This window comes from Ruegeria sp. HKCCD4884, assembly GCF_013110855.1.
Lineage (GTDB): Bacteria > Pseudomonadota > Alphaproteobacteria > Rhodobacterales > Rhodobacteraceae > Ruegeria.
The window spans coordinates 1-21,246 of the sequence record NZ_WVRJ01000003.1 but is presented as its reverse complement, the minus strand read 5'-3'; the positions used below and the strand labels follow the sequence as shown (position 1 = coordinate 21,246).

General features: G+C 55.6%; 17 protein-coding genes and 1 pseudogene. 14 read left to right on the top strand and 4 right to left on the bottom strand.

Annotated elements, in window-relative coordinates; all coding sequences use genetic code 11:
- Positions 1-391: 391 nt before the first annotated feature.
- Genes GS636_RS04895 through terL form a run of 3 tightly spaced genes read left to right on the top strand, consistent with a single transcriptional unit; the run spans position 392 to position 3,675 of the window.
- Entirely contained in the window at positions 392-1,786 is a 1,395-nt protein-coding gene (locus GS636_RS04895; RefSeq protein ID WP_253762650.1) for a site-specific DNA-methyltransferase, read from the top strand.
- Positions 1,779-2,210 (top strand): DUF5681 domain-containing protein, encoded by a 432-nt coding sequence (locus tag GS636_RS04890; protein WP_171668646.1) that lies wholly within the window; start codon positions 1,779-1,781, stop codon positions 2,208-2,210. The genes GS636_RS04895 and GS636_RS04890 overlap by 8 nt, the downstream gene beginning before the upstream one ends.
- The gene (gene terL / locus GS636_RS04885) at positions 2,197-3,675 is read left to right on the top strand and encodes a phage terminase large subunit (RefSeq protein ID WP_171668658.1); all 1,479 of its coding nucleotides are present in this window, start codon (positions 2,197-2,199) and stop codon (positions 3,673-3,675) included. The genes GS636_RS04890 and terL overlap by 14 nt, the downstream gene beginning before the upstream one ends.
- Before the next feature lie 359 nt (positions 3,676-4,034).
- On the opposite strand, the gene GS636_RS04880 is transcribed toward terL, so the two are convergent.
- Complete coding sequence (locus GS636_RS04880; RefSeq protein ID WP_171668657.1) at positions 4,035-4,973, bottom strand: LysR family transcriptional regulator; 939 nt, start codon at positions 4,971-4,973, stop codon at positions 4,035-4,037.
- Between the two features lie 122 nt (positions 4,974-5,095).
- Between GS636_RS04880 and GS636_RS04875 the strand changes: the two genes are divergently transcribed.
- The 7 genes and pseudogenes from GS636_RS04875 to GS636_RS22625 form a co-directional block, all read left to right on the top strand.
- Complete coding sequence (locus GS636_RS04875) at positions 5,096-6,034, top strand: tripartite tricarboxylate transporter substrate binding protein (RefSeq protein WP_171668656.1); 939 nt, start codon at positions 5,096-5,098, stop codon at positions 6,032-6,034.
- Between the two features lie 4 nt (positions 6,035-6,038).
- Positions 6,039-6,542 carry a tripartite tricarboxylate transporter TctB family protein gene (locus GS636_RS04870; RefSeq protein ID WP_171668655.1) on the top strand — a complete coding sequence of 168 codons (504 nt, stop codon included), beginning with the start codon at positions 6,039-6,041 and terminating at the stop codon, positions 6,540-6,542.
- A 12-nt stretch (positions 6,543-6,554) separates the two neighbouring features.
- Positions 6,555-8,042, top strand: coding sequence for a tripartite tricarboxylate transporter permease (locus GS636_RS04865; protein ID WP_171668654.1), 1,488 nt, complete (start codon positions 6,555-6,557; stop codon positions 8,040-8,042).
- A gap of 16 nt (positions 8,043-8,058) precedes the next feature.
- On the top strand, positions 8,059-9,261 hold the full coding sequence (locus GS636_RS04860) for a CaiB/BaiF CoA-transferase family protein (protein WP_171668653.1): 1,203 nt from the start codon (positions 8,059-8,061) through the stop codon (positions 9,259-9,261).
- On the top strand, positions 9,261-10,112 hold the full coding sequence (locus GS636_RS04855) for a CoA ester lyase (protein ID WP_171668652.1): 852 nt from the start codon (positions 9,261-9,263) through the stop codon (positions 10,110-10,112). Before GS636_RS04860 ends, GS636_RS04855 begins: the two co-directional genes overlap by 1 nt.
- 281 nt (positions 10,113-10,393) lie before the next feature.
- Positions 10,394-11,926 (top strand): arylsulfatase, encoded by a 1,533-nt coding sequence (locus tag GS636_RS04850; RefSeq protein WP_171668651.1) that lies wholly within the window; start codon positions 10,394-10,396, stop codon positions 11,924-11,926.
- Between the two features lie 76 nt (positions 11,927-12,002).
- Positions 12,003-12,203 (top strand): annotated as a pseudogene (locus GS636_RS22625) (integrase); the annotation flags it as partial.
- A 122-nt stretch (positions 12,204-12,325) separates the two neighbouring features.
- On the opposite strand, the gene GS636_RS04845 reads toward GS636_RS22625, so the two are convergent.
- Positions 12,326-14,248 (bottom strand): DUF3604 domain-containing protein, encoded by a 1,923-nt coding sequence (locus GS636_RS04845; RefSeq protein WP_171668650.1) that lies wholly within the window; start codon positions 14,246-14,248, stop codon positions 12,326-12,328.
- A 300-nt stretch (positions 14,249-14,548) separates the two neighbouring features.
- Positions 14,549-15,355 carry an IclR family transcriptional regulator gene (locus GS636_RS04840; RefSeq protein ID WP_171668649.1) on the bottom strand — a complete coding sequence of 269 codons (807 nt, stop codon included), beginning with the start codon at positions 15,353-15,355 and terminating at the stop codon, positions 14,549-14,551.
- A 161-nt stretch (positions 15,356-15,516) separates the two neighbouring features.
- On the opposite strand from GS636_RS04840, the gene GS636_RS04835 reads away from it, so the two are divergent.
- The 4 genes from GS636_RS04835 (at position 15,517) to GS636_RS04820 (ending at position 20,051) form a co-directional block, all read left to right on the top strand.
- Entirely contained in the window at positions 15,517-16,794 is a 1,278-nt protein-coding gene (locus GS636_RS04835; RefSeq protein WP_371808693.1) for an aspartate aminotransferase family protein, read from the top strand.
- Positions 16,794-17,738, top strand: a complete 945-nt coding sequence (locus tag GS636_RS04830; RefSeq protein WP_216599808.1) for a phosphotransferase enzyme family protein — start codon at positions 16,794-16,796, stop codon at positions 17,736-17,738. The genes GS636_RS04835 and GS636_RS04830 overlap by 1 nt, the downstream gene beginning before the upstream one ends.
- Positions 17,739-18,022: 284 nt before the next feature.
- A complete protein-coding gene (locus GS636_RS04825) occupies positions 18,023-18,457 on the top strand; it encodes a DUF1254 domain-containing protein (RefSeq protein WP_171188419.1) in 435 nt (144 codons plus the stop codon).
- 31 nt (positions 18,458-18,488) lie between these two features.
- Complete coding sequence (locus tag GS636_RS04820) at positions 18,489-20,051, top strand: glycosyltransferase (RefSeq protein WP_171668648.1); 1,563 nt, start codon at positions 18,489-18,491, stop codon at positions 20,049-20,051.
- 239 nt (positions 20,052-20,290) lie between these two features.
- Here the strand turns inward: GS636_RS04820 and GS636_RS04815 are convergent, their stop codons facing one another.
- The gene (locus GS636_RS04815; RefSeq protein ID WP_171188415.1) at positions 20,291-20,947 is read right to left on the bottom strand and encodes a class I SAM-dependent methyltransferase; all 657 of its coding nucleotides are present in this window, start codon (positions 20,945-20,947) and stop codon (positions 20,291-20,293) included.
- Positions 20,948-21,246 lie beyond the last annotated feature (299 nt).

The following is a 21,246-nucleotide window of genomic DNA, read 5'->3' as shown; positions in this document are numbered from 1 at the left end:
GCCCGAATGGCTCGGGCGTGGGTTCAGTGATGCGTGGTTGACGGCAACAGTCCAGCTCTTTCTGAAACGATTACTGGAGGCGTGTGTTTTGAAGTGCGACGCTGCCGTACCCCCGATTATTCGTCAACAATCTTAATTGGTTACTTTTTGCTTGGGGGTTGTGTCTTGTAATGATGGCACCTACATTTAACCCAATCGCCCGGACTATCAGGGCGGGAAACTGCTCCCGCAGGCAGCACTCATTGGAAACACAGGTTTCCGCAGAGAGCATTCAAAGGAGCAACGTCTCGGATCGATTGGTCCGGGGAGTTGCGATTTGTGCTCTCTCCGATTTTCCAACGCGATCCCTCCATCTCGACGTCCGCGCGGCGTCACGCAAAAGGAGGCGGTTATGCCTGCCAAAAACACACAGAGCGACGGTCTGGCGTCCAATACGCTTATCTGGATGGCCGAAAAAGTGACCCAATCCCAGATCAGCCAGATCAAGCCCTACGCCAACAACAACCGCGTACACGCGGCCACGAATATCGACAAGCTTAAGGCATCGGTGGCCCAGTTTGGCTTTGTCACTCCGATCCTCGTGGATGCTGAAGGTACCATCATCGCGGGTCATGGCCGCTATGAGGCCGCTAAGGCCCTGGGGTTGAATTCCGTACCGACTGTTGTCGCGGATCACTTGTCAGAAGCGGAAGTGCGCGCTCTGCGCATTGCGGACAACAAGCTGGCGGAATTGTCCGACTGGAACGAAGCGACCTTTCAGATTGAGTTTGCCGAGCTGATGGATCTCAGCCTTGATGGCGAGTTGAACTTTGATCTGGACATCACAGGGTTCGAAACACCGGAGATCGACATCATTATCGACAGCGTCGGTGAGGTGACGGAATCTGTAGCGGAAACTGTTGAGACGCCGGACCCTGCGGCACCCGTAGTCACGGAGCCGGGCGACCTCTGGGTTCTCGGAGATCATCGCATCTTCTGCGGGGATGCCCTTCAAGCCCAGAGCTACGACACCTTGCTGGAAGGCGAGCGCCCGCAGATGGTCTTCACCGATCCTCCTTATAACGTGCCGGTCAATGGGCATGTGCGGTCCGGCAATAGCGCCGAACACCGCGAGTTTGCCATGGCGTCGGGGGAAATGTCGGATAGCGAGTTCCGCGGCTTTCTTTCAGGCGTGATCACCCAGTTGTTTGGCCGTCTGCCAGACGGGCGTATTGCAATGATCTGCATGGACTGGCGTCATATCGAAGAACTGATTGCAGTGGGCAAGGCAGCTGGATTGGACCTCATCAATCTCTGCGTCTGGAATAAGACGAACGGAGGCATGGGCAGCCTTTATCGCTCCAAGCATGAGTTGATTTGCATTTTCAAGAAGCCTGGTGCGCCGCACATCAACAACGTCGAGCTGGGCAAACACGGGCGCAACCGGACCAATGTCTGGGATTACGCCGGTGTGAACAGCTTTGGGGCGGGGCGCGAGGCGGACCTCTCAGATCATCCCACCGTGAAACCGACAGCTTTGGTGGCGGATGCCATCATGGATGTGAGCCACCGCGGCGATGTCGTGCTGGACGCCTTTGGCGGGTCCGGCGCGACCTTGCTGGCAGCTGAGAAAACCGGGCGCCGGGCGCGGCTGATTGAGCTCGACCCGGCTTATGTCGATGTCGCCATTCGGCGTTGGCAGGAGATGACTGGCGAGAGCGCCGTGCACGCGGTGACCGGCCAGACGTTCGATGCGCGTTCTGCGTCAACCGATGCCACTTCAGAGCTGGATGCGGATCATGTCTGACGATACGAAAGACTACGAGGTGGGTTACGGCAAGCCGCCCAAAGCGACCCGGTTCAAGAAAGGCCGCTCTGGCAATCCGAAAGGGCGGCCGAAAGGTGCCAAAGGGGTGAATGCCAGCTTGAAACGCGAATTGGAAACCAAGATTACGGTTCGCGAAGGCAGCCACGAAATCCGGATTTCCAAAGCTGAGGCAATTGCCAAGCGGTTCACGGCAGGCGCGTTGAAGGGCGACACGAAATTGTTGATGGCGCTGCTTAAGCTGGACACAGATCTGTTCAACGCAAGTGAATTGGACGCGCAAGAAAGCGTCCGTACGGTTGAGCCGGACGCTGTCGACTACGACATCCTCCGGGATTTCTTTTCCAGCCAACTGGACGGTGACGGTGAGCTGGAAAACGAGGAGGCGGAAGATGACGACTCCTGATCCAAAAATCGTCGTGCAAGCCGCTCGCGAGGTTTGCCGGGACAATTTCTTTCCCTTCGTGTGGCGTGTGTTTGGCACGCTGCACCAGGGAACTGACCGCAGCTTTGATCCGGCCTGGCATGTGCGGGCCATGTGCCATGAGTTGGACAATGTCCGTCGAGGCGAAAACAAGCGACTGATCATCAACATCCCGCCACGTTGCCTGAAATCGGTCACCGTGGCCGTTGCATATGTCGCTTATCTTCTCGGTCATAACCCCAGCGCCAAGATCATCGTTGCCAGCTATGGGTTGGATCTGGCGCGCAAACATTCCGAAGATTGTCGTCGGATCATGTCTGCGCGCTGGTACCGGGAAATGTTCCCTGAAACGGTCTTGGCTAAAAAGGGCAACACCTCAGAAGAAATCCGCACCACAAAGGGAGGCAGCCGTAAGGCTGTCTCCATTGGAAGTTCTGTCACCGGTCATGGCGCCGATTACATCATCATCGATGACCTGCTGAAAGCCGGAGATGCCGGCTCCGAATCCGAGCTGGTCAAGGCGCAGGAGTTCATTGAGGGGACCTTGTTGTCGCGCTTCGACAATCCGGCCGAAGGGCGTGTGGTTATGGTTGCGCAACGGTTGCACGAGATGGATCCGCCGGGTTATCTGCTCGAACGCGGGACCTACCGGCATCTGAATCTGCCTGCCATCGCAGAAGGCCATGAGGTGGTTCTTCTTGGGCGTGGAAGGGTCATGCGCCGCAAACCGGGTGATCTCCTGTGCCCGTCCCGTTTGGATCAGCAAACGCTGGATACCAAGCGTCGCGAAATGGGCGCGGCCGTGTTCAATTGCCAGTATCAGCAGAACCCCATTGCTCCCGACGGGTCGCCCTTGCGCTGGGAGTGGTTTGGCACCTACGAGACCATCGAAGATCGCCGCTGGTATCAGCTTGTCGTTCAAAGCTGGGATACGGGGATGTCTGCGGACCCCCGGTCCGACTTCTCGGTCTGCACAACTTGGGGGTTCCGCGAAAACGCGTGGTACCTTCTCGACGTCTGGCGTGGGCAGGTGGACTACCCAGACCTGAAAGCCAAGGCACTGCAACTTGTCGGCCGTTGGGATCCCGATCGTGTCCTGATCGAAGATGCGGCCTCAGGCAAACCTCTTTTGGACGAGTTGTTTCGTGATGACCGTCGGCGCTACGAACGCATTAAACCCGACAAGGACAAGGAAACCCGGTTCCAGTCCGCTTGCGGTCCTGTCGAAGAGGGCAAGGTTTATCTGCCTGCAGATGTACCCTGGCTGCCGGTATTCAAACGAGAGCTTCAATCCTTTCCACGCGGACGCAACGACGATCAGGTCGACAGCTTTGCCCACTTTGTGAACTGGTCCAAGGGAGTGGGGTTTTATCGGGCGCTAGGCCATGATCATCAGATAAACATCGAACGTCGCGAGCGCCGTCGCGAGCGGATCAGACGGCGGTAGAATCTCGGAGTTGAGCTTTAAGACGCATCGAGCCCTGCTTCAAAGTTGGTCACCTCTATCTATCCCGCAAGCGGCCCCAATGACCGCTTGCATCCGCAAAACAGTCCTTTGACTAAAGCTGTCGGATGACTGCTTCGAGCCCAGAACGGACACTCAATCTGCGCGCCTCGTCTGTCGACAAGGGCAGAAAACGGACCTTCGCTGCACATTCGAAACGAACGCGAACCCGGGCATTCAAGACCCGGTTTCTTCAAAAATCCACGAGCGTAATCTGGTAGCGGCCTGGGTTTCTCCATGCTTATTTTAGGAAGTAAAGTGGCCTCATGCCTGAGTTGCCGCTGGCTCAAGCAAATGAGCAGTTACTCAAAGTGAATCGCCTCGGCGCCCGGCCATTGGCCGGTCGCCGCCAGTTCCCGCGCAACTGACTTGACCAGCATGACCAAGGACTCGCGCGCTTTGTCGGGTGGTATGCGCTTGGAGATGCAGATGCATCCAGTTCGTTCGATACAAGGGTTCGAAATCTCGGCTGAGGCGAGCAGCGCGCTCTCGATCTCGTGCGCGATGGCTGCTTTTGCGACGATGGAATAGCATCTGCCTTTCGCAGACAGCCTGACCAGCACGGAGGGCGAGTCCGCTTCGAAATCGAATGCGAGTGGTATGCCAAATTCGCTGGACCACCTTTCCAGCAACAATCGAAGTCCGTGTGGCGGGTAGGTTCCCACAAGTGGTACATTGCTCACTTGGCAAGCGGATATCGTGCCTGTCTGGAGCAGGTCGGCATCTGGCGCACCGATCAGATGCAATCGTTCTACGAAAATGGGTTCGGATGAAAAATCTTCGGTTTCTTCCACATTGAAAAGGACGGCGGCGTCCATCCGGCCCTCTCGGAGCATGTCCGCAAGATCGCCGCTCATTAGTTCCGTGATGATCAAGTTCACTTCCGGAAACTGCTTTCGGGCCCTGACCAGAAGCTCGGGTGCCAGGACAGGACAAACGGACCCCGGCAGCCCCAACCGGACTTCACCAAAAAGCTGTTGCTCTTCGGCGCGAAAGCGACGTTCTGCGCTATCAACGAGTGAGAGGATTTCGCGAGCGCGTCCACTGAACTCACGCCCGGCGGCGGTTGGTGTTACGCCCCGAGAGCTGCGTTCCAGCAGTTTCGCGCCCAGCGCCACCTCCAGCTTTTGCACATGCTGGCTCAACGCAGGCTGGGCAATGTTGAGCGACTGTGCCGCTTTCGAGAAACTTCCCAGGTCCAGAACCCGGATAAAGCTTTGGATATGCTTGTTGTCGATCATAAATACATAATGAAACGCAATAATGAGTATTACAACATTGTAATTCCGAATAAGTGGTGGCCTCGCTAGGCTAACTTGGACGCCGGGCAATCAGACTCGGCTCGGCATGGGAGGACAACATTATGAGATTTTTGAAACATGTCGTAGCGGCAACGGCCGCCCTGACATTCGCAGCACCGGTCTTTGCAGAATACCCTGAAAAGCCCATCAACTTTATCGTCGGCTTCCGTGCAGGCGGCGGCAGCGACGCTGCGGCCCGTATCCTGGCTGCAGAACTGGAAACGCAGCTTGGCCAAAAGGTCATTGTCGAGAACAGGGGCGGAGCTGGCGGTGCTGTGGCCGCTCAGTACATCATGGGCCAAAATCCGGACGGCTATACCATCGGTTTTGCCGTCAACACCACATTCTCATACACGCCGCTGACGGGCAGTGTGCCCTACGGTATCGAAGATCTGGATTACATTGCCACGACGCACGGGTACCGCGTTGTTTACACCTCCCCCAAGGATGCGCCTTTTGATGATTGGGCCGGCATGATCGCAGCCGCCAAGGATCGCGGTTGGATCAACTATGCGTCGATCATTCCGCTAGATCGGGCGGTTATTCAGTATGTCGGCAAAAAGGAAGAGATTGCCGTCAACATCGTCCCCACGCGCGGTGGTTCTGCTGCACGCCAGGCGGTGTTAGGAGGCCACGTTGATCTTGGCTTTTCAGGCTCAAACGCGCTGCCGATGTATGAAGACGGTGCGATGAAGATCATCGCGTCGATGAACCCTGGCGGCATTTCCGAGCATCCGGACATTCCGACGCTGGAGAGCCTGGGCTACGATGTGTTCATGAATGACGCCGCCGTCTTTTTTGGGCCCAAAGGCATGGATGACGACGTGCGTGCGAGGCTTGAGGCCGCATTGGCCGAAGCGGTGAAGTCAGAAGCCTTTGTGGACTTTGTGAACAACAAGTTCCGGGGTGTTGAACGCTTCCTGACGGGGGCGGAGACCAAGGCTGCGCTGGAGGCCGATGCGGCGGTCTACTCCGAAATGAACAAGGTCATCTCGGAGTAATCCGGTGAAAGGCGCTTCAAAAGACCCGGCCAAATTAACGCTGGCCGGGTTCTCTCAGGATTTCTTCCTCGGTCTTGCCATCGTCTTTTTTGGTGTTTTGCTGTTCCTCTGGCTCATTCCCGCACAGGTCAATGACGCAGGGAGTTTTGGACTGCCGCCTAGTTTGGCACCCAAAGCCCTGGCATTGGTTATGATCGCGTGTGGCACGATGATCGCTGTTCAGAATGTGCGAACCTCGTCAGCTGGCAGGAGTCTGGTGCTGAGAGAAGTGGTTTTTCTGGGGTCTTGTCTGCTCGCGGTCGGTCTGACGCTGCTGATCATGGGCCGGGCGGGTGAAGCCATTGACCGCCCGAATGCGGGCTTCCTGATCGGCGCGCCTTTGGGCTTGATTGCTTTCACCTTTCTACATTCCCGCGCGCCTGTCTGGGCCTATGCTTTTAACGCAATCGTCGCGCCGCTGGTCATTATCGCGGCCTTCTGGTGGGGGCTTGAGCTTCCTCTGCCCTGAAAAGAGAACGCTATGGATGTTATCATTGCAGCCTTTCAGGACGCTTTGTCGCTGACGACTTTCCTGTCCGTCTTAGCGGGCGTGCTAATTGGGATCGTCATTGGCGCGATCCCAGGCCTTAACGCCCCTATGGCCATGGCGGTCGCCATTCCGCTGACCTTTACCATGGCCCCTCTGGCCGCCATTGGCATGCTGGTCGGTGTGATGAAGGGGGGCGGTTTCGGCGGGGCGATTGGGGCCATCCTGCTGAACACGCCTGGCGAGCCGCATTCTGCGGCCACCACGCTTGACGGGCACCCGATGGCCAAAGCGGGCAAACCACGCCGGGCCTTGCAAACGGCGCTTTATTCCTCGGTGGCGGGTGACACATGCTCTGATCTTGTTCTGATCCTGCTGGCCCCGACGCTTGCAATCTATGCGCTCAAGGCAGGACCTGTTGAGCTTTCGGCAATATTGATCATTTCGCTCACGCTGATTGCATCGCTGTCTGGTCGGTCTTTGGCCAAAGGCATCTTCGCGGCCGCCCTAGGGGCCTTCCTGGCAACGGTCGGGATTGACCCAGAGACAGCCTCCCCGCGTTTCACCTTCGGCTTTATCGAACTCTTCGACGGCTTGCCTTTGGCGGCGGTGGCCATCGGTGTTTTGGCGGTGCCAGAGATCATCGAGCGGCTGCGAGAGGGCCGGACCTATCGCCCCCAAAAGGAAACGCTGAGCATGAGCGATGGCGCAGACTGGATGCCATTCAGGGAATGGTTGGCCCTCCGGGTGCCCGTGCTGCGCGGCGCGGGCATCGGGACCACCATCGGCGCGATGCCGGGCCTTGGCACAACGCTTGCCGCCTTCCTGAGCTACACTGCAACCAAGCGGTTCTCCAAAGAGCCGGAAAAACTCGGTACAGGCGCGCCCGAAGGCATCGCCGCCACGGAAAGCGCCAACTCCGCCGTCTCTGGCGCGAACCTGATCCCGCTTTTGACGCTCGGAATTCCGGGCAATCTGACGGCTGCCCTGCTGGTCGGCGCGTTCCTGATCCATGGCGTCACACCGGGACCGTTGATCTTTGAACGGGATGCGCAACTGGTCTACGGCCTCTTTGCCGCGATGATCATGGCAAACATTCTGGTGCTGGTTCTTGGCAGCCTGGGCCTGCGCGTCTTTGCCCTGATCGTGAAGGTGCCACCCTATCTGATCTACCCGATTGTCCTGCTGCTTTGCGTGGTGGGGATCTACGTCAGCCAAGGGGGTTTCTTTGCGGTTTGGTTGATGCTGGGTTTTGCAGCGTTGGGCTGGTTCATGCTGAAGCTGGAAATTTCAGTTGTCTGTTTCATCATCGGGCTGGTTTTGGGCCCCATGATCGAACTCTCGATCCGGCAATCCGTCGTCCTGCTGAGCCGCAACCCAATGGCCATTTTTGATCATCCGTTTGCATTGTTACTTGTTGGCATCACCCCACTCGTCGCATGGATGTTGGTACGTGACCGGCAACGATTGTCAGATGGTTGAGAAAGCGAGTGAACCTATGAAGACGCCATACCAACCAGACGCAAAAGGGCCGCTGCACGGATTGCGGGTCGTGGATATGACACGACTTGCTGCGGGGAATATGATGACCCATATGCTTGCCGATTTCGGCGCAGAGGTAATCAAAATCGAACGCCCGGGCATTGGTGATGACCTGCGCCGTTTTGGTGAGGCGGAAAGCTGGTGGAAGGTCTATGCGCGGTCAAAGCGGTCCTTGTCGTTGGACTTTAAATCAGACGACGGACGCGATGTTTTGGAAAGGCTCATCCGGACCGCCGACATTCTTTGCGAGAACTTCGTACCCGGCACGCTGGAAAAATGGAGCCTCGGGCCGGAGGATCTCTGGTCCCTCAACGACAATCTCATCGTTGTGCGTGTCTCAGGCTGGGGGCAAACGGGCCCCTACAAGAACAAACCCGGCTTTGGCAGTCTGATCGAAGGCATGTCCGGCTTTGCCGCGATGACCGGCTGGGAAAACAAACCGCCACTGCTGCCACCGCTCGCTTTGGCCGATATGGTCTCCGGTTTAGCCGGATTTGGAGGCGTCCTGGCGGCCATCATAGCCAGACAGAATGGTTCAGCCAAGGGGCAGGTCGTTGATCTGTCGCTGTTTGAGCCGCTTTTTGGCATTCTGGGCCCTTGGGCCGCCCAATATGAAGCGACCGGGAAAGTGCCAAAACGGATGGGCAATTCCAGCGACGTCGCCGCACCCCGAAACCTCTACCCAACCAAGGATGGCAAGCACATAGCCATGTCCGCGTCGATGCAGTCGATGTGGGAGAAGCTGGCGCACGCGATTGGGCAGCCGGAGCTGGTCAGCGACCCGCGGTTTGCAACGTCTCTGTCGCGCATTGAGAACCAGGCCGAACTGGATGCAATAATTGGGGATGTGATGGTCACCCGAACGCTCGAAGAGAATCTAGCTTATTTTGAAAGTCAGGGTGTTACAGTCGGCCCGATTTGTGACATCTCTGATCTCATCGACCATCCCTATATCCGTGGCCGCGAGGTCTTGCAGGACTTTGAAGCCGAGGGCATGGTACGCTTACCGATGCATCAAAGCTTCCCGCGTCTGAGCAAAACGCCCGGGTCGGTCCGCGCACCCGCTCCAAAGCTCGGCCAAGACAACCCAGACATCCTGAGCGAGTTGGGCTATGACGCCTCGATGCAACAGGCATTTGCAGACAAGGGAATAACCTGATGTGGCGCTCCTTGCTTTTTACTCCGACGCTCAAAGAGCGGTTTGTGGAGAAGGCTGCGTCGCGGGGTGCCGATGCGATCATCCTTGATCTGGAGGCCAGCATCGCCGCTGAACGTAAAGGCGAGGCGCGGCAGGCATTGCCGGAGGCTGTCGACAAGCTTGCCGCTGACGTTGCTGTCACCGTGCGGATCAATCCCCTGTGGTTGGACGCTATTCGTGATTTGGAAGCCTGCGTGTTGCCCGGTGTTCAGGCGGTTCACATGGCATTGTGCGAGAACGTCGCGCATGTTCACGCCGTTGATGGCATCATCTCTGAGCTTGAAGAAAAGAGAGGTCTGCCTGTTGGGGAGATAAAGTTGGTTGCGATGATCGAAAGTGCCGCTGCGCTGGTGCGTGCCAGCGACATTGCCCAGGCTTCGCCACGGCTGATCGGCATGACGCTGGGGGTTGAGGACTACGCCACCAGCATGGGTGTCTCTGCCACGCCAGACTTGCTTCGATCGGCTGTTTTCCACCTCAATCAGGCCGCCCGTGCCGCAGACATTGCCTCCTTTGGCGTGCCTGTCAGTATGGCCGACTACCAAGAAACAAGGACGTTGGAGGCTGAAGCGCGATATGCTCGGACACTTGGAACAACCGGCGGCTATGCCGTCCACCCGGCGCAGGTGGCTATTTTGAACGCGGTCTTTGAGCCGACAGCAGAAGAAATCGCTTGGGCGACAGAGGTTTTGGCTGGCGCGAAAGAGGCGCAAAAGCACGCGGAAGGCGTGTTCAAGGTGCGTGGGCAAATGATTGACCAACCATTAGTCATCCGCGCAGAGCGTATCATGGCCACGGTCTCAAGACTTTAAGTTCAAATCTGTCCCGTCCGCGCAGGCGGCGAATGGTCCCTTAGTGGGTTGCGACCGCAAAATCTGAAACCGTTGACCAACGACAGGAATGGGCCCTGTCCTGACTTTCATGCTACTTCGATGGATGGCAGATTTGTCCGCAGAGCGGTCATTGCTGCACTGCGCAACGAATGACTGCTTCGAGCCCATAAGAGACCTTGGCATTCGACACTTTTAGGGGGTTTAGACTTTTTGTGTTAAGCATATTTACTGCCGAAACAATCGATTTTGTGGGAGGACCAATGAAACTTTTAAAACCATTTGCATTTGCATCGACTGTGACGCTTTTAGCGTCTTCGGCGTGGGCTCAGGACGCCCCTCCAAACGTCCTGATTATCTGGGGCGACGACGTCGGATATTGGAACATCAGTGCCTACAATCAGGGCATGATGGGATATCAGACGCCAAACATCGACCGGATCGCCAACGAAGGGATACTGTTTACGCATTCTTATGGCGAACAGTCCTGCACCGCGGGGCGGGCCTCCTTCATCACGGGGCAATCCGGCTTCAGAACCGGCCTGCTCAAAGTTGGTCTGCCGGGTGCACCTGAAGGTATGTCCGAGAAGGACCCGACGATTGCCGAGTACATGAAGTCGAAGGGCTACATGACCGCGCAATACGGAAAGAACCACCTGGGTGACAGGGATGAACACCTTCCAACCAATCATGGTTTCGACGAGTTCTTCGGCAATCTTTACCACCTCAATGCTGAGGAAGAGCCAGAGAACGTCGACTATCCTCAGAACCCTGAGTTTCGCGAGAACTTCGGTCCGCGCGGCGTTATCCGATCAACCGCTGACGGGCAGATTGAAGATACAGGTCCACTGACGAAGAAGCGCATGGAGACCATCGACGAAGAGGTCACAGCTGGGGCGTTGGACTTTATCGATCGTGCGGTTGAGCAGGATAAGCCCTTCTTTCTTTGGTACAACACCACGCGGATGCACATCCATACACGTCTCAAAGAGGAAAGCGAGGGCGTTACAGGCCTCGGAGTCTATCCGGACGGAATGGTGGAGCATGACGGCATGGTCGGGCAAATGCTGGATAAGCTCGACGAGCTTGGCATCGCCGACAAAACCGTTGTGATGTATTCTACTGATAATGGCGCCGAAGTCTTTTCTTGGCCAGATGGCGGCACAACGCCGTTCCGGGGAGAAAAGAACGACAATTGGGAGGGTGGTTTCCGCATTCCGCTGCTGATCAAGTGGCCGGGCGTGATCGAGCCGGGTCGAAAATCTAACCAGATTATCAGCCACCTCGACTGGTTCCCAACGCTGATGTCGGCGCTCGGCGATGGAGACATGAAGGAACGTATGCTGACCGAGGCACCTTTTGGCGAGGGCAACGAGCCGGTGCACCTCGACGGGTATGACTTCATGCCCTACTTCCGGGGTGAGGCGGAAGAAGGCCCACGGCGAGAGTTCCTGTACTTCTCGGACGGTGGCGACCTGATGAACCTCCGCTATAATCGCTGGAAGGTCGTCTTTGCGGAACAGCGCGCACATGGATTTGACGTCTGGCAGGAGCCCCTGACGTTCCTGCGGCTACCAAAGATCATCGATCTTTACACCGATCCATTCGAACGGGCGGAGCACGAGTCAATAGGGTACTCAAGATGGCGACTCGACCGGACCTATCTCTTGGTCCCTGCTCAGGCGTTCGTTGCGCAATTCTTGTCAACATTCGAGGATTATCCGCCCCGACAAAAGCCGGCGAGTTTCTCCATCGATCAGGTGCTGGAAAATTTGCAACGCAACCAGGGCGGCTAAAAAGTAGAGGCGATATACAGAATCCCAAAAGCGACCGCGTAATGCGGTCGTTTTTTTACCTGAGAGCGAAGGGCGGCTTTCCGCCATAGGTCTCGAACCGAGCGGTTATTGCACGCATTCGCTGAGACGCACAAAAGCAGCGCAGATCTATCGCAAGACTGGCAATCTGCGCGCGGCGCAGCTTTTGCTTGGGTATATCAAGGTTGACAGCACCGTGCGATACCTAAGTGTTGAGCTCGAAGATGCGCTGAGCACCGCTGAGAAGATTGACATCTGAATAATAGACGAACGGTCTTTGCTGCCGTTCGTCTTTTCGGACCGGTCTTTCGACCAATACATTCCGACTCACGCCTTCGAGCCCAAGGCAGCCTTAAGCGATCACGTGTAAACGATGCACTCTCAGTTGTTCGGCGTGTACCAGATCGGCGATGTGTAGGCGCGTTCCTGCGTGACCATCGGTGTACCCTCTGGCATTTCGACACCGAACTTCACAGCGTCGTAAGCAGTCCACCGTGGTGTCGGGATTTCGATCACACGAGCATAATAGAAAGCGAGTTCCGAGGGATCGAAATCCGGGTCTGTCCATACCGCTCCTAACTCCGACGCGCCGATCGTATTTGTCCAAGACGGAATGGACAAGTCGACCGTGCTCCCAACAGTTGGCAGCTTACCATTTTCGCCCGGGCTTCTGTCTCCACCCCATGCCACGTCATAGACTTTCTCCTGCGCTTCACCGGTATCCGCATCAATCCACCCTTTTATGATCTGGATGCGGTCGAGGTTTGCACCAACGGGGTCACGCAATGAATACACCAAGAAGTCTGGGGCCTCGCCTTCAGCAACGGTGAGGTCACCGCCCATCGGCACCCCTCCACCGTAACCAATCCGAGCTAGATCGCGCCGTGCAATTGCGTCTTCGGAATAGTCACCACCGAAGAACCTGACAGTCATGCGAGGGCCGGTAGTGCCATAGGCTTCGCGACGTTCCATTGCGTCGAATATAGATGTTCGCGTGTTTTCCCGCGCCCACACGGCGGTCAATCCGGCGGCACTGTAACCCCAACCGTAGTAAGCTACATCGCCATCAGAAAAAGACTTCCCAACATGGCTTGCACGTTCCGCATTTGGTTCGTAAGCCGTATGTTTACCAAAGAAATTGTCTTCTGCGACGGCAGACAAACCAGTGTGGGTGTCTGTGGCCGCGCTGGCACCGAACTTGTAGGGGTTCACACCAAGCTCAGCTTGAAGAGCAAGGCCGCGCAGTAGCCCTGACCGTGCATATTCTCCGGGCAGCATCTCCGGCGTTTTTGTAACGCTGGCATCAAGGTTGCCAAAATCCCATGTCTCGTAGTCGGCAAACTCATCTTCCGTCGACAACAGCGGGTGCGCTTCACCATCGCCCTTGATCTGGGACCACTCGTAGAGCGGTTCCCACTTCGCGCGGGCTACGGCGTATGCGCGGTCCAATGGAGGTTTGCCTTCTGCAAAGTCATCAACCAGCGAAAACACCCAACCATTGGATAGATTGCCATTATGAGCAATCGCGAGGGCATCTCCGCCTGTTGTGTCTTCGAAATTCTGAAGCCAGGCATAGAGGTCCTGCGGATTAGGCGAGCCTACCGGTGGCGTCGTTGTGTAGGGCAGTATCTGGCGTGCAATGTCAGGCCCATCGCGCAGGATCACGTTGCGATGCAGGTTGTTGCCTTGGACAAGTGAGGTCCATTCGAATGCTATGAAAGTCGTAAACACACCGGGATCATTAAATTCTTCTGCTGCACCGATAATGTCACCCCAAACTGTCGCAAATGCCGGATTGCCGGGTTGATAATTGAGCGCGGGGGAGACTGTACCTTGGGCAAAACTCGCAATGAGTTGCTGCATCGCACGAAGAGCCTCTTCTCCACCCGTATTGAAAGCGTTGTGAAACTCGCGGCCTTGCTCGTCAGCCAGTATGTTGGGGGCTCCCGAAATAATGTCTGTGATTGCACCCATCGCGTCGGAATGATCAGTAATCATGTAAAAATCAAATGGGCGGTGCAGCTTAACGGGCTGTCCAGTATTTGAAGTGACTTGTTCTCCACGTGCAAAGCGATAGGCATCGCGTGGCATGAGGCGTGTTCCACCGCCACCCGCATCAGCCGACAGGCCAGTATGGACGTGCGTGTCCCCGAAGAAAACTCTCTCTGGATAGGCGCGATCAGCATAAGGCGAATAGGGTCGCCCCTTCAAAAACGCATCGCTGGCATCAGGTGGAACAACTTGTGCAAAGGCAGTAGTCCCTGTGACAAAGGCCATACAAACCGCAAGGTACGGTATCCGCATTTTGGAAAATCCCTGAAGCTTCAAAACTGATTTCTTAATCTTAGGACTTTATCCAGCCAAACTGCCAAAAGCTATCTATTCATAAGCGGCTGTTTTGTCCGCATTGCGGTCGCTCGCGACATTCGGGCGAACGTCCGAACTGAGCCCATTCTTTCAGTTGATGAAGTTTTCAGCGCCCAACGCGATTGGCGAATATCGACCTTTCGCAGCAGCCCGTAGCCAAGTCAGCTCTGCGTGTGTGCTGCCCATTCACTCGGGGAGACGATCTGCGCCCTTTGAAAGAAGCCAATTGTTGTGCACCTAGAATTTTGGACCCATTCTCTCGATTGTTTGTTCAATCGCCCGTGAAAACATTTGCGAGGGTTGTCCGCCGATTGCGCGGGACACGGCCTCGGCCTCATGCCTTAGTGAGGTCACGATCTGTTGGAGGAGTCTGTCCGTCATCCTGTGGCACGGTGTGGCCACGGCGAGGGCGCCCTGAGCCAATCCGCTCTGGTCGAAGAAGGGAACCGCGATGCCGTAGACGTCCTCTTCGTTTTCCTCTTCGGATGTCGCATAACCCCGGTGTTGCACAATTGCGATGTTCTCGAGGACTTCTTCCGGATCGGTCATGGTGTAGATCGTCTGGGATTTCAGCGGCGCCGACAGTGTTCGGTCGCGCAGGGCCTGGGATCCGAATGCCAGCACCGCGACGCCTGATGCAGTGCTGTGCAAAGGCAAGATTTCGCCCGCGATCAGTGATACCCTAGTGCTGCGCGTGCTTTCGCAAATGCCGATTGTCGCAAGCGCCGGCCCCGAAATGATCGACGCGTGCGCGGTTTCGCCGACCTTCTGCACCAGTTGTTCGATTGCCGGGCGCACGATCGAGGCAATGGGTGCGGTCGCTTCGCGGATCTGCGCCAGCCGCAGAATGCCCGCTCCCAGCGAATATGCGCGCGTTCCTTCCTTTTGCTCCAGGAGCCCGGCATCGGTCAGGCTGGTCAACAGGCGATAGACCGAAGCTTTGTTGATACCCGCGCGCCGGGTCAGTTCGGAAAGGCCCAGTTCAGGTTCTTCCTCGGAGAAAAACTCCAGAAGAGACAAAGCTTTGGCAACCGTGGACGACATCGCGCTTTTCCATTCCGACGAGGTTCCAGTTCAACCCTCAACCTTGGGTCATTGACGCGGAAAATCGGTCGGTTTAAATTAAAAACCACTGGTTATAATAGAGAACCAAAAAAGAAAGTCAACATCCCGCGGCTTTGCGGTGACGTGAAAGGAGATTGGCGGTGTCGGAGATTGTCGAACGCAGGCGCGTATTGCTTGGACCGAATGTTTCGACCTTCTACGACGATCCGGTACATATCGTCCGGGGGGAAGGTGTCTGGTTGTGGGACGCGAGTGGCAGGCGGTATCTGGACTGCTACAACAACGTGCCGCATGTGGGCCATTGCAACCCGCGCGTGGTCGAAGCGATCTGCAACCAGGCAGGCACACTGAACACCCATACGCGATATCTGCACGAAGGCATCCTCGACTATACCGAGGCACTTGTTGATACGTTCGCCGGCGATCTTCTTACATCGATCCTGACCTGCTCGGGTTCAGAGGCCAATGACATCGCATTACGCATGGCCGAGGCGATGACAGGCAAGCGCGGGATCATCGCAACGGACGCGACCTATCATGGAAACACCGCATTGGTCAGCCACCTGTCCAGAAGCAACATCCCTGAAGTAGGGTTTGGACTGGACCAATATCTGCGCCACGTGGAAGCGCCCGACAGCTATCGGATCGACGATCCTGATGGGCAACGCTTTGCCGCGCATGTGCAGGAACAGATCAACGCGCTCGAGGTATCGGGCATTGGGTTTGCGGCGCTGATCGTCTGCCCGCTTTTCCTGAATGAAGGATTCCCGACCCAAGTTGAAGGGTGGTTGAAACCCGCGGTGGAGGCGGTGCGTCAGGCTGGCGGGCTTTTGATCTGTGACGAGGTGCAATCGGGCTTCGGCCGCTCGGGCAGCCATTTCTGGGCGCACCAGAAACAGGGCGTGGTGCCGGACGTGGTGACGCTGGGTAAACCCATGGGCAATGGTCATCCCGTCGCCGGTCTGGTCACCACGCCCGAGATCATGGCCCGGTTCCGCCATTCGTTTCGTTACTTCAACACGTTCGGAGGCAACGCGGTTTCCTGCGCCGCAGCTATGGCAGTGCTGCAGGAACTGCGCGACAGGGACCTTCAGGCCAATGCCGCCAGGATCGGCAGTCTGGCGCATGAACGCCTGACCGCACTGGCTGAAAAATACGAGGTCATTGGTGATGTCCGCCAAAGCGGCATGGTCTTTGGCGTAGAGTTTGTGCTTGACCGGGGCGCCAAGACACCTGCCAGTGACTATGCTGACCGTGTGGTCAACACGATGCGGAGCCGGGGCATTCTGCTGTCAAAGCTGGGGCGGCATAAGAACACGCTGAAGATACGGCCTCCGATGCCCTTTGGCGAAGAGCATCTCGACATGCTCATCGAAACGCTCGACTCGGTTATGGCCGAAATTCCGGTCGCCCCGTGATGGACCCAGTCGAGAAAGCGCTGGGCCTTTGGGGCATTGATACCGCGCCTTACAATTTCGTGGCCGGCCGTGAAAACCGTGTCTACCGGGTGTGCACTGACGAGGGCGATTTTGCCTTGCGCCTCAAACGTCCTGGCTATCGCAGCGAGGACGAACTCCTCTCAGAACTGCAATGGCTGGACGCGATGGACCGGGCCGGGTTGCACGTGCCGCAGCCCCGCCAGTCGCTTTCCGGGAAGCTGTTGGAACAAGTAGAGGGACGTTATGCCGACCTGATCGGCTGGATGCATGGAACGCCCCTTGGCGAAGGCCAAGGGTCGCTTGAGCTTGACGATGCCCCGTTGGTGTTTCGGCGGCTGGGGCGGGTTCTGGCACAATTGCACGAAGCTTGTGATGCTTGGAAGTACCCGCCGGGCTTTGCCCGCTGCTCCTGGGATGCGGACGGGTTATTGGGGGATAACCCGGTCTGGGGGCGTTTCTGGGAGAATCCGACCCTTGATCCCGAAACACGCGCCTTGCTGGGGCGGTTCCGGGATCGCGCGCGGCAGGCTCTGGAGCGGTGCGCCGATGAGCTCGATTACGGTCTGATCCATGCTGATCCGCTGCGGGAGAACGTGCTTGTCGATGGGGGGAAAATCAAACTTCTCGATTTTGACGACGGTGGGTTCGGCTTTCGCCTCTTCGACATTGCCACCGCGCTTCTGCGCAACATGGATGAACCGGACTACCCCACGCTGAAAGCCGCGCTGCTGGAAGGGTATCGCGAGGTTCGGTCGCTAGATGACATGCTACTGGATTTGTTCCTTGCCCTGCGGGCGGTCACTTACGTGGGCTGGATCGTTCCGCGCATGGGTGAAGCCGGAGCAGAGGAGAGAAACGCGCGGTTTAGTGCACGCGCGGGTATGCTCTGTGCGTCCTATCTAGAGGAAACCCGCCCAGTCTGAAGGCGAAAGACTTGGTCAAACCGGGCCACTCAGAGTGAATGGAACTGGACATTCGCATTGGTGAAGCCCAGGGTTAGCTTTGGGCCGGAAGCGACGGTAAGCAGCGCTCAAACCAAGGTCCGAAATGTCCGCAGAGCAGACATTCATGCAAGCTGTAGCGAATGGCTGTTTCGAGCCCGAAGCGGCCCTTCCAATTCGGCTTGATGCACGTTTTTTTTCTCACCAGAGAAATTAGTGCACATTTCGATATTCCCAGCGAAAAAAAGCATCATGGGAGATATGCAGTGTTCAACAAATCCCTTCTACCAGCGGCCTTTGGAGCGCTCCTTGTAGCGATGACTCCGTCCACTTTTGCCCCGATCGTCGATCCAGATAATGCGGCGCTGCGCAACATGGTGGAGCAATCCTTCCAGTACGTCGCGATGTGCAAAGTGAACAATAAGATTGCGGCGGATCATGGCGGCTTCAACACGGTACAGGCGGACACGACCCTAAAGGACGAAAACACAGCGCGGCCGAACAACGACACGCTCTACATCGACGCCTTGCTCGATCTGCGGCATGAACCGATGGTCCTCGAGATGCCCGCCTTCGGCTCCAACGAAGTCTCGCTCGTGGTGACAGGCTATGATCACTACGTGAACATTCCGCTTTTAACTACACGGGGAGAGTTTCCCTCGAAACGCATAGGTTGTAGCCTTCTTCGACAAGTTATTTAGATGTCGCAGAGACACGTTTCACGGAGTGGGAATGCGCAAAGCAAAAGGACATCCCTATACAGAGGTACTGGCCGGTTTACATCGACGGATGAAGCCGAACTGGTATTTGGAAATAGGAACGCAGACTGGACGTAGTCTTACACTGTCTCAAACAAACTCAGTGGCGGTTGATCCAGAATTTCGACTGAAACGCAATATATTGAAGGGAAAAGAACAACTGTTCCTCATGCAACAAACCAGTGACGATTTTTTTTCGTCAAGTTTCATTGCAAATACAGGTGCCAGATTCGACCTCGCATTTTTGGACGGCATGCATCTATTTGAAGTTCTGTTGCGCGACTTCATGAATTCCGAGCGACTAATGGCTCCTGAGGGCAGAATCGTCATGAAGAACTTTCTGCCTTGGACGACAAACATGGCGAATCGCGACCGGAGCACAGTTGAGACACGTGACTGGACAGGTGATGTCTGGAAGATTGTTCCCATCCTTCGGGAATATCGCCCAGATCTAAAATTGGAACTTTATGACGCGGCACCAACCGGCATAATTGTAGTGGAAAAACTAGATCCTACGAATAGAGTTTTGCAGGAAAAATACAATGAAATCTGCAGTGTATACGGCGATAGATCTGACTGTGAAGCAACAGTTAACAGCTTTGAGCTTACTCCAACTTCCAAATGTCCGTGGATCAACAATAACGAGAGTTTTAACTTGGCAATAAAACTGCCAGTCCCACGGCCTCGGGTTCAGAACCGCTGGGGCGATTACCATTTTGGAGTTGCTCTGATGGAGGCTCTACAACGCGCAGGACATCGCGCCCGTGTTCAGACGAGAAAACACTGGGATGTAGTTGAAACGCCCGACGAGATTGATTTGGTGTTGAGGGGAGGCGCGAAATATGCGCCCGTACCGGGTCGGCGAACGCTTTTTTGGCTGATGTCCAAACCAGGACTAAGCAAAAGAGAGATAGCCGGGGGAGATCATTTCTTCGTAGCTGGGAAACCTGCGCTGGACGATGTCGCATCTCACGTCGAGTTGGAGAGAACTTCGCTGCTCCCTCAAGCCTTCGACCCTAAAAGGATGGTGCCACCAAAGACAGTGACGGATCGCGGATCCGCCGTTTTCGTCGGTATCGCCCGAAGCGGCCGCCCAATGGTTCGATACGCACTAGAAACTCAATGTGATATCCGATTGTGGGGAAACGGTTGGGAACATACTGACGCCTCCAAACTGCTTGTGGGCGCAAGGGTACCGAACGAAGACCTACCAAGTGTTTATCGCTCTGCATCCGCGGTTCTAAACGATCACACACCAACTATGTGTTCCGCTGGTATACCATCAAATAGAATATTTGATGCGCTTGCGTGCGCAACTCCGGTTATAACGGACGACGTAGGCTGGTTTCCTGAGGACATCAAACCTTATCTATACATCGTCCGGGACAAGACCGATTTCGCGGAAGCTATTGTAGCCGCACGGGATGAAAGAATTGACCGTCGCATCGAAAGGATCGCCTTTGCTCATCAAATGCGCCATAGACACTCTTTTGATGCAAGAGCGGCTACAATTATTGAACGAATAAACGCACTTTGAGCACGTTGGATTGGCTGCATGTTCAAACAATTGTTAATGCAACAGGCTACCTTTCGGTTCAAAGCCAATTTCTCTCCGTAATTCCATGGGTTAGTAATCTAGTTCGCAAGGCAGCCTATAAGACTTTTTAAGCAGTGTGAAATAATGCGAACAACCCAGAGCCCCTTAACTTGCGTTTCGAAATCCTTGTAGAAATTATTCCCTAGCGAGTATGATAAGGGAAGCAAAACAGCTCTGGCTTATTTCATTGAACGAGTAACCAAGTCTTGCCGTCGACCTTGGGGCCGTCGTTCGAACACGACCATACTATCGTAAAAAGTTATGCTATCGGTTTGGCGTGTAAAGGCTGTCGTTTCGAAATCGCCTCGAACATGTTGAGCGTTCAACTCATCAATCTTTGATTTCGCATACTCAATGAAAGTACCTTCCTTTCCCAACCCGCCTCCAAATCTTGGCCAATACGACGTGTGCATGTCTTCCACCATGTATGTCCCATGAGCCGAAACACGCTCGTAAAGGGTTCCAAACGTCGTAATAACGTGGGAGTTTACGTGGCTGCCATCGTCAAGAACAACATCGAAACCTCCATACTTATCAGATACTTCCTCGAGAAATTTCTTGTCGTCTTGGCTCCCTATATGAATATCTATGTTATTGGCGGCATGCTTCTCGCATTCGGGGTTGATGTCGATACCAACTATTTGTGATTCGTTGTGAAAATAGTCGCGCCACATCTCTAGCGAACCGCCACCGTGAACGCCAATTTCGAGCATCCGTATGGGACGACTACGGAATTTCTCAAAGTGTTTTTCATATATGTCGAAGTAGTGCACCCACTTGTGCAGGCGTTTGTCGCCATTATTCAGAAAGTATCGATGCAGGTAGCCGTCGCCCATTTTTACCTCGAGTTATTGTCATTTTCGAGAATGGACGATGCCACCGTTGGTACTGAAATACCAATGGAAAAGCACTTCGGGTCTCTAAAGGTCGCCAGTTTCGTTTGGAGTGCCGCAACCTTACGAACCGACCAATAGCTGATCGGTAGCTTCGCCCGTGTAGCGGTCGCTCGCGACATTTCGGCGAATGGCCGCACCGAGCCCCAAAGCAGCCCTTTGACCAACCCTTACTTTCTGCTCCGCGGCTACGGCTTCTCCGAGTCTAAAGCTCACCTTTGATGTATGGTGCTTAAGTGATC

Excerpts from the sequence above, each read along its gene's own strand:
- GS636_RS04895 (WP_253762650.1), top strand. The coding sequence starts at position 392 with ATGCCTGCCAAAAACACACAGAGCGACGGTCTGGCGTCCAATACGCTT.
- GS636_RS04890 (WP_171668646.1), top strand. The coding sequence starts at position 1,779 with ATGTCTGACGATACGAAAGACTACGAGGTGGGTTACGGCAAGCCGCCC.
- terL (WP_171668658.1), top strand. The coding sequence starts at position 2,197 with ATGACGACTCCTGATCCAAAAATCGTCGTGCAAGCCGCTCGCGAGGTT.
- GS636_RS04880 (WP_171668657.1), bottom strand. The coding sequence starts at position 4,973 with ATGATCGACAACAAGCATATCCAAAGCTTTATCCGGGTTCTGGACCTG.
- GS636_RS04875 (WP_171668656.1), top strand. The coding sequence starts at position 5,096 with ATGAGATTTTTGAAACATGTCGTAGCGGCAACGGCCGCCCTGACATTC.
- GS636_RS04865 (WP_171668654.1), top strand. The coding sequence starts at position 6,555 with ATGGATGTTATCATTGCAGCCTTTCAGGACGCTTTGTCGCTGACGACT.
- GS636_RS04860 (WP_171668653.1), top strand. The coding sequence starts at position 8,059 with ATGAAGACGCCATACCAACCAGACGCAAAAGGGCCGCTGCACGGATTG.
- GS636_RS04855 (WP_171668652.1), top strand. The coding sequence starts at position 9,261 with ATGTGGCGCTCCTTGCTTTTTACTCCGACGCTCAAAGAGCGGTTTGTG.
- GS636_RS04850 (WP_171668651.1), top strand. The coding sequence starts at position 10,394 with ATGAAACTTTTAAAACCATTTGCATTTGCATCGACTGTGACGCTTTTA.
- GS636_RS04845 (WP_171668650.1), bottom strand. The coding sequence starts at position 14,248 with ATGCGGATACCGTACCTTGCGGTTTGTATGGCCTTTGTCACAGGGACT.
- GS636_RS04840 (WP_171668649.1), bottom strand. The coding sequence starts at position 15,355 with ATGTCGTCCACGGTTGCCAAAGCTTTGTCTCTTCTGGAGTTTTTCTCC.
- GS636_RS04830 (WP_216599808.1), top strand. The coding sequence starts at position 16,794 with ATGGACCCAGTCGAGAAAGCGCTGGGCCTTTGGGGCATTGATACCGCG.
- GS636_RS04820 (WP_171668648.1), top strand. The coding sequence starts at position 18,489 with ATGCGCAAAGCAAAAGGACATCCCTATACAGAGGTACTGGCCGGTTTA.
- GS636_RS04815 (WP_171188415.1), bottom strand. The coding sequence starts at position 20,947 with ATGGGCGACGGCTACCTGCATCGATACTTTCTGAATAATGGCGACAAA.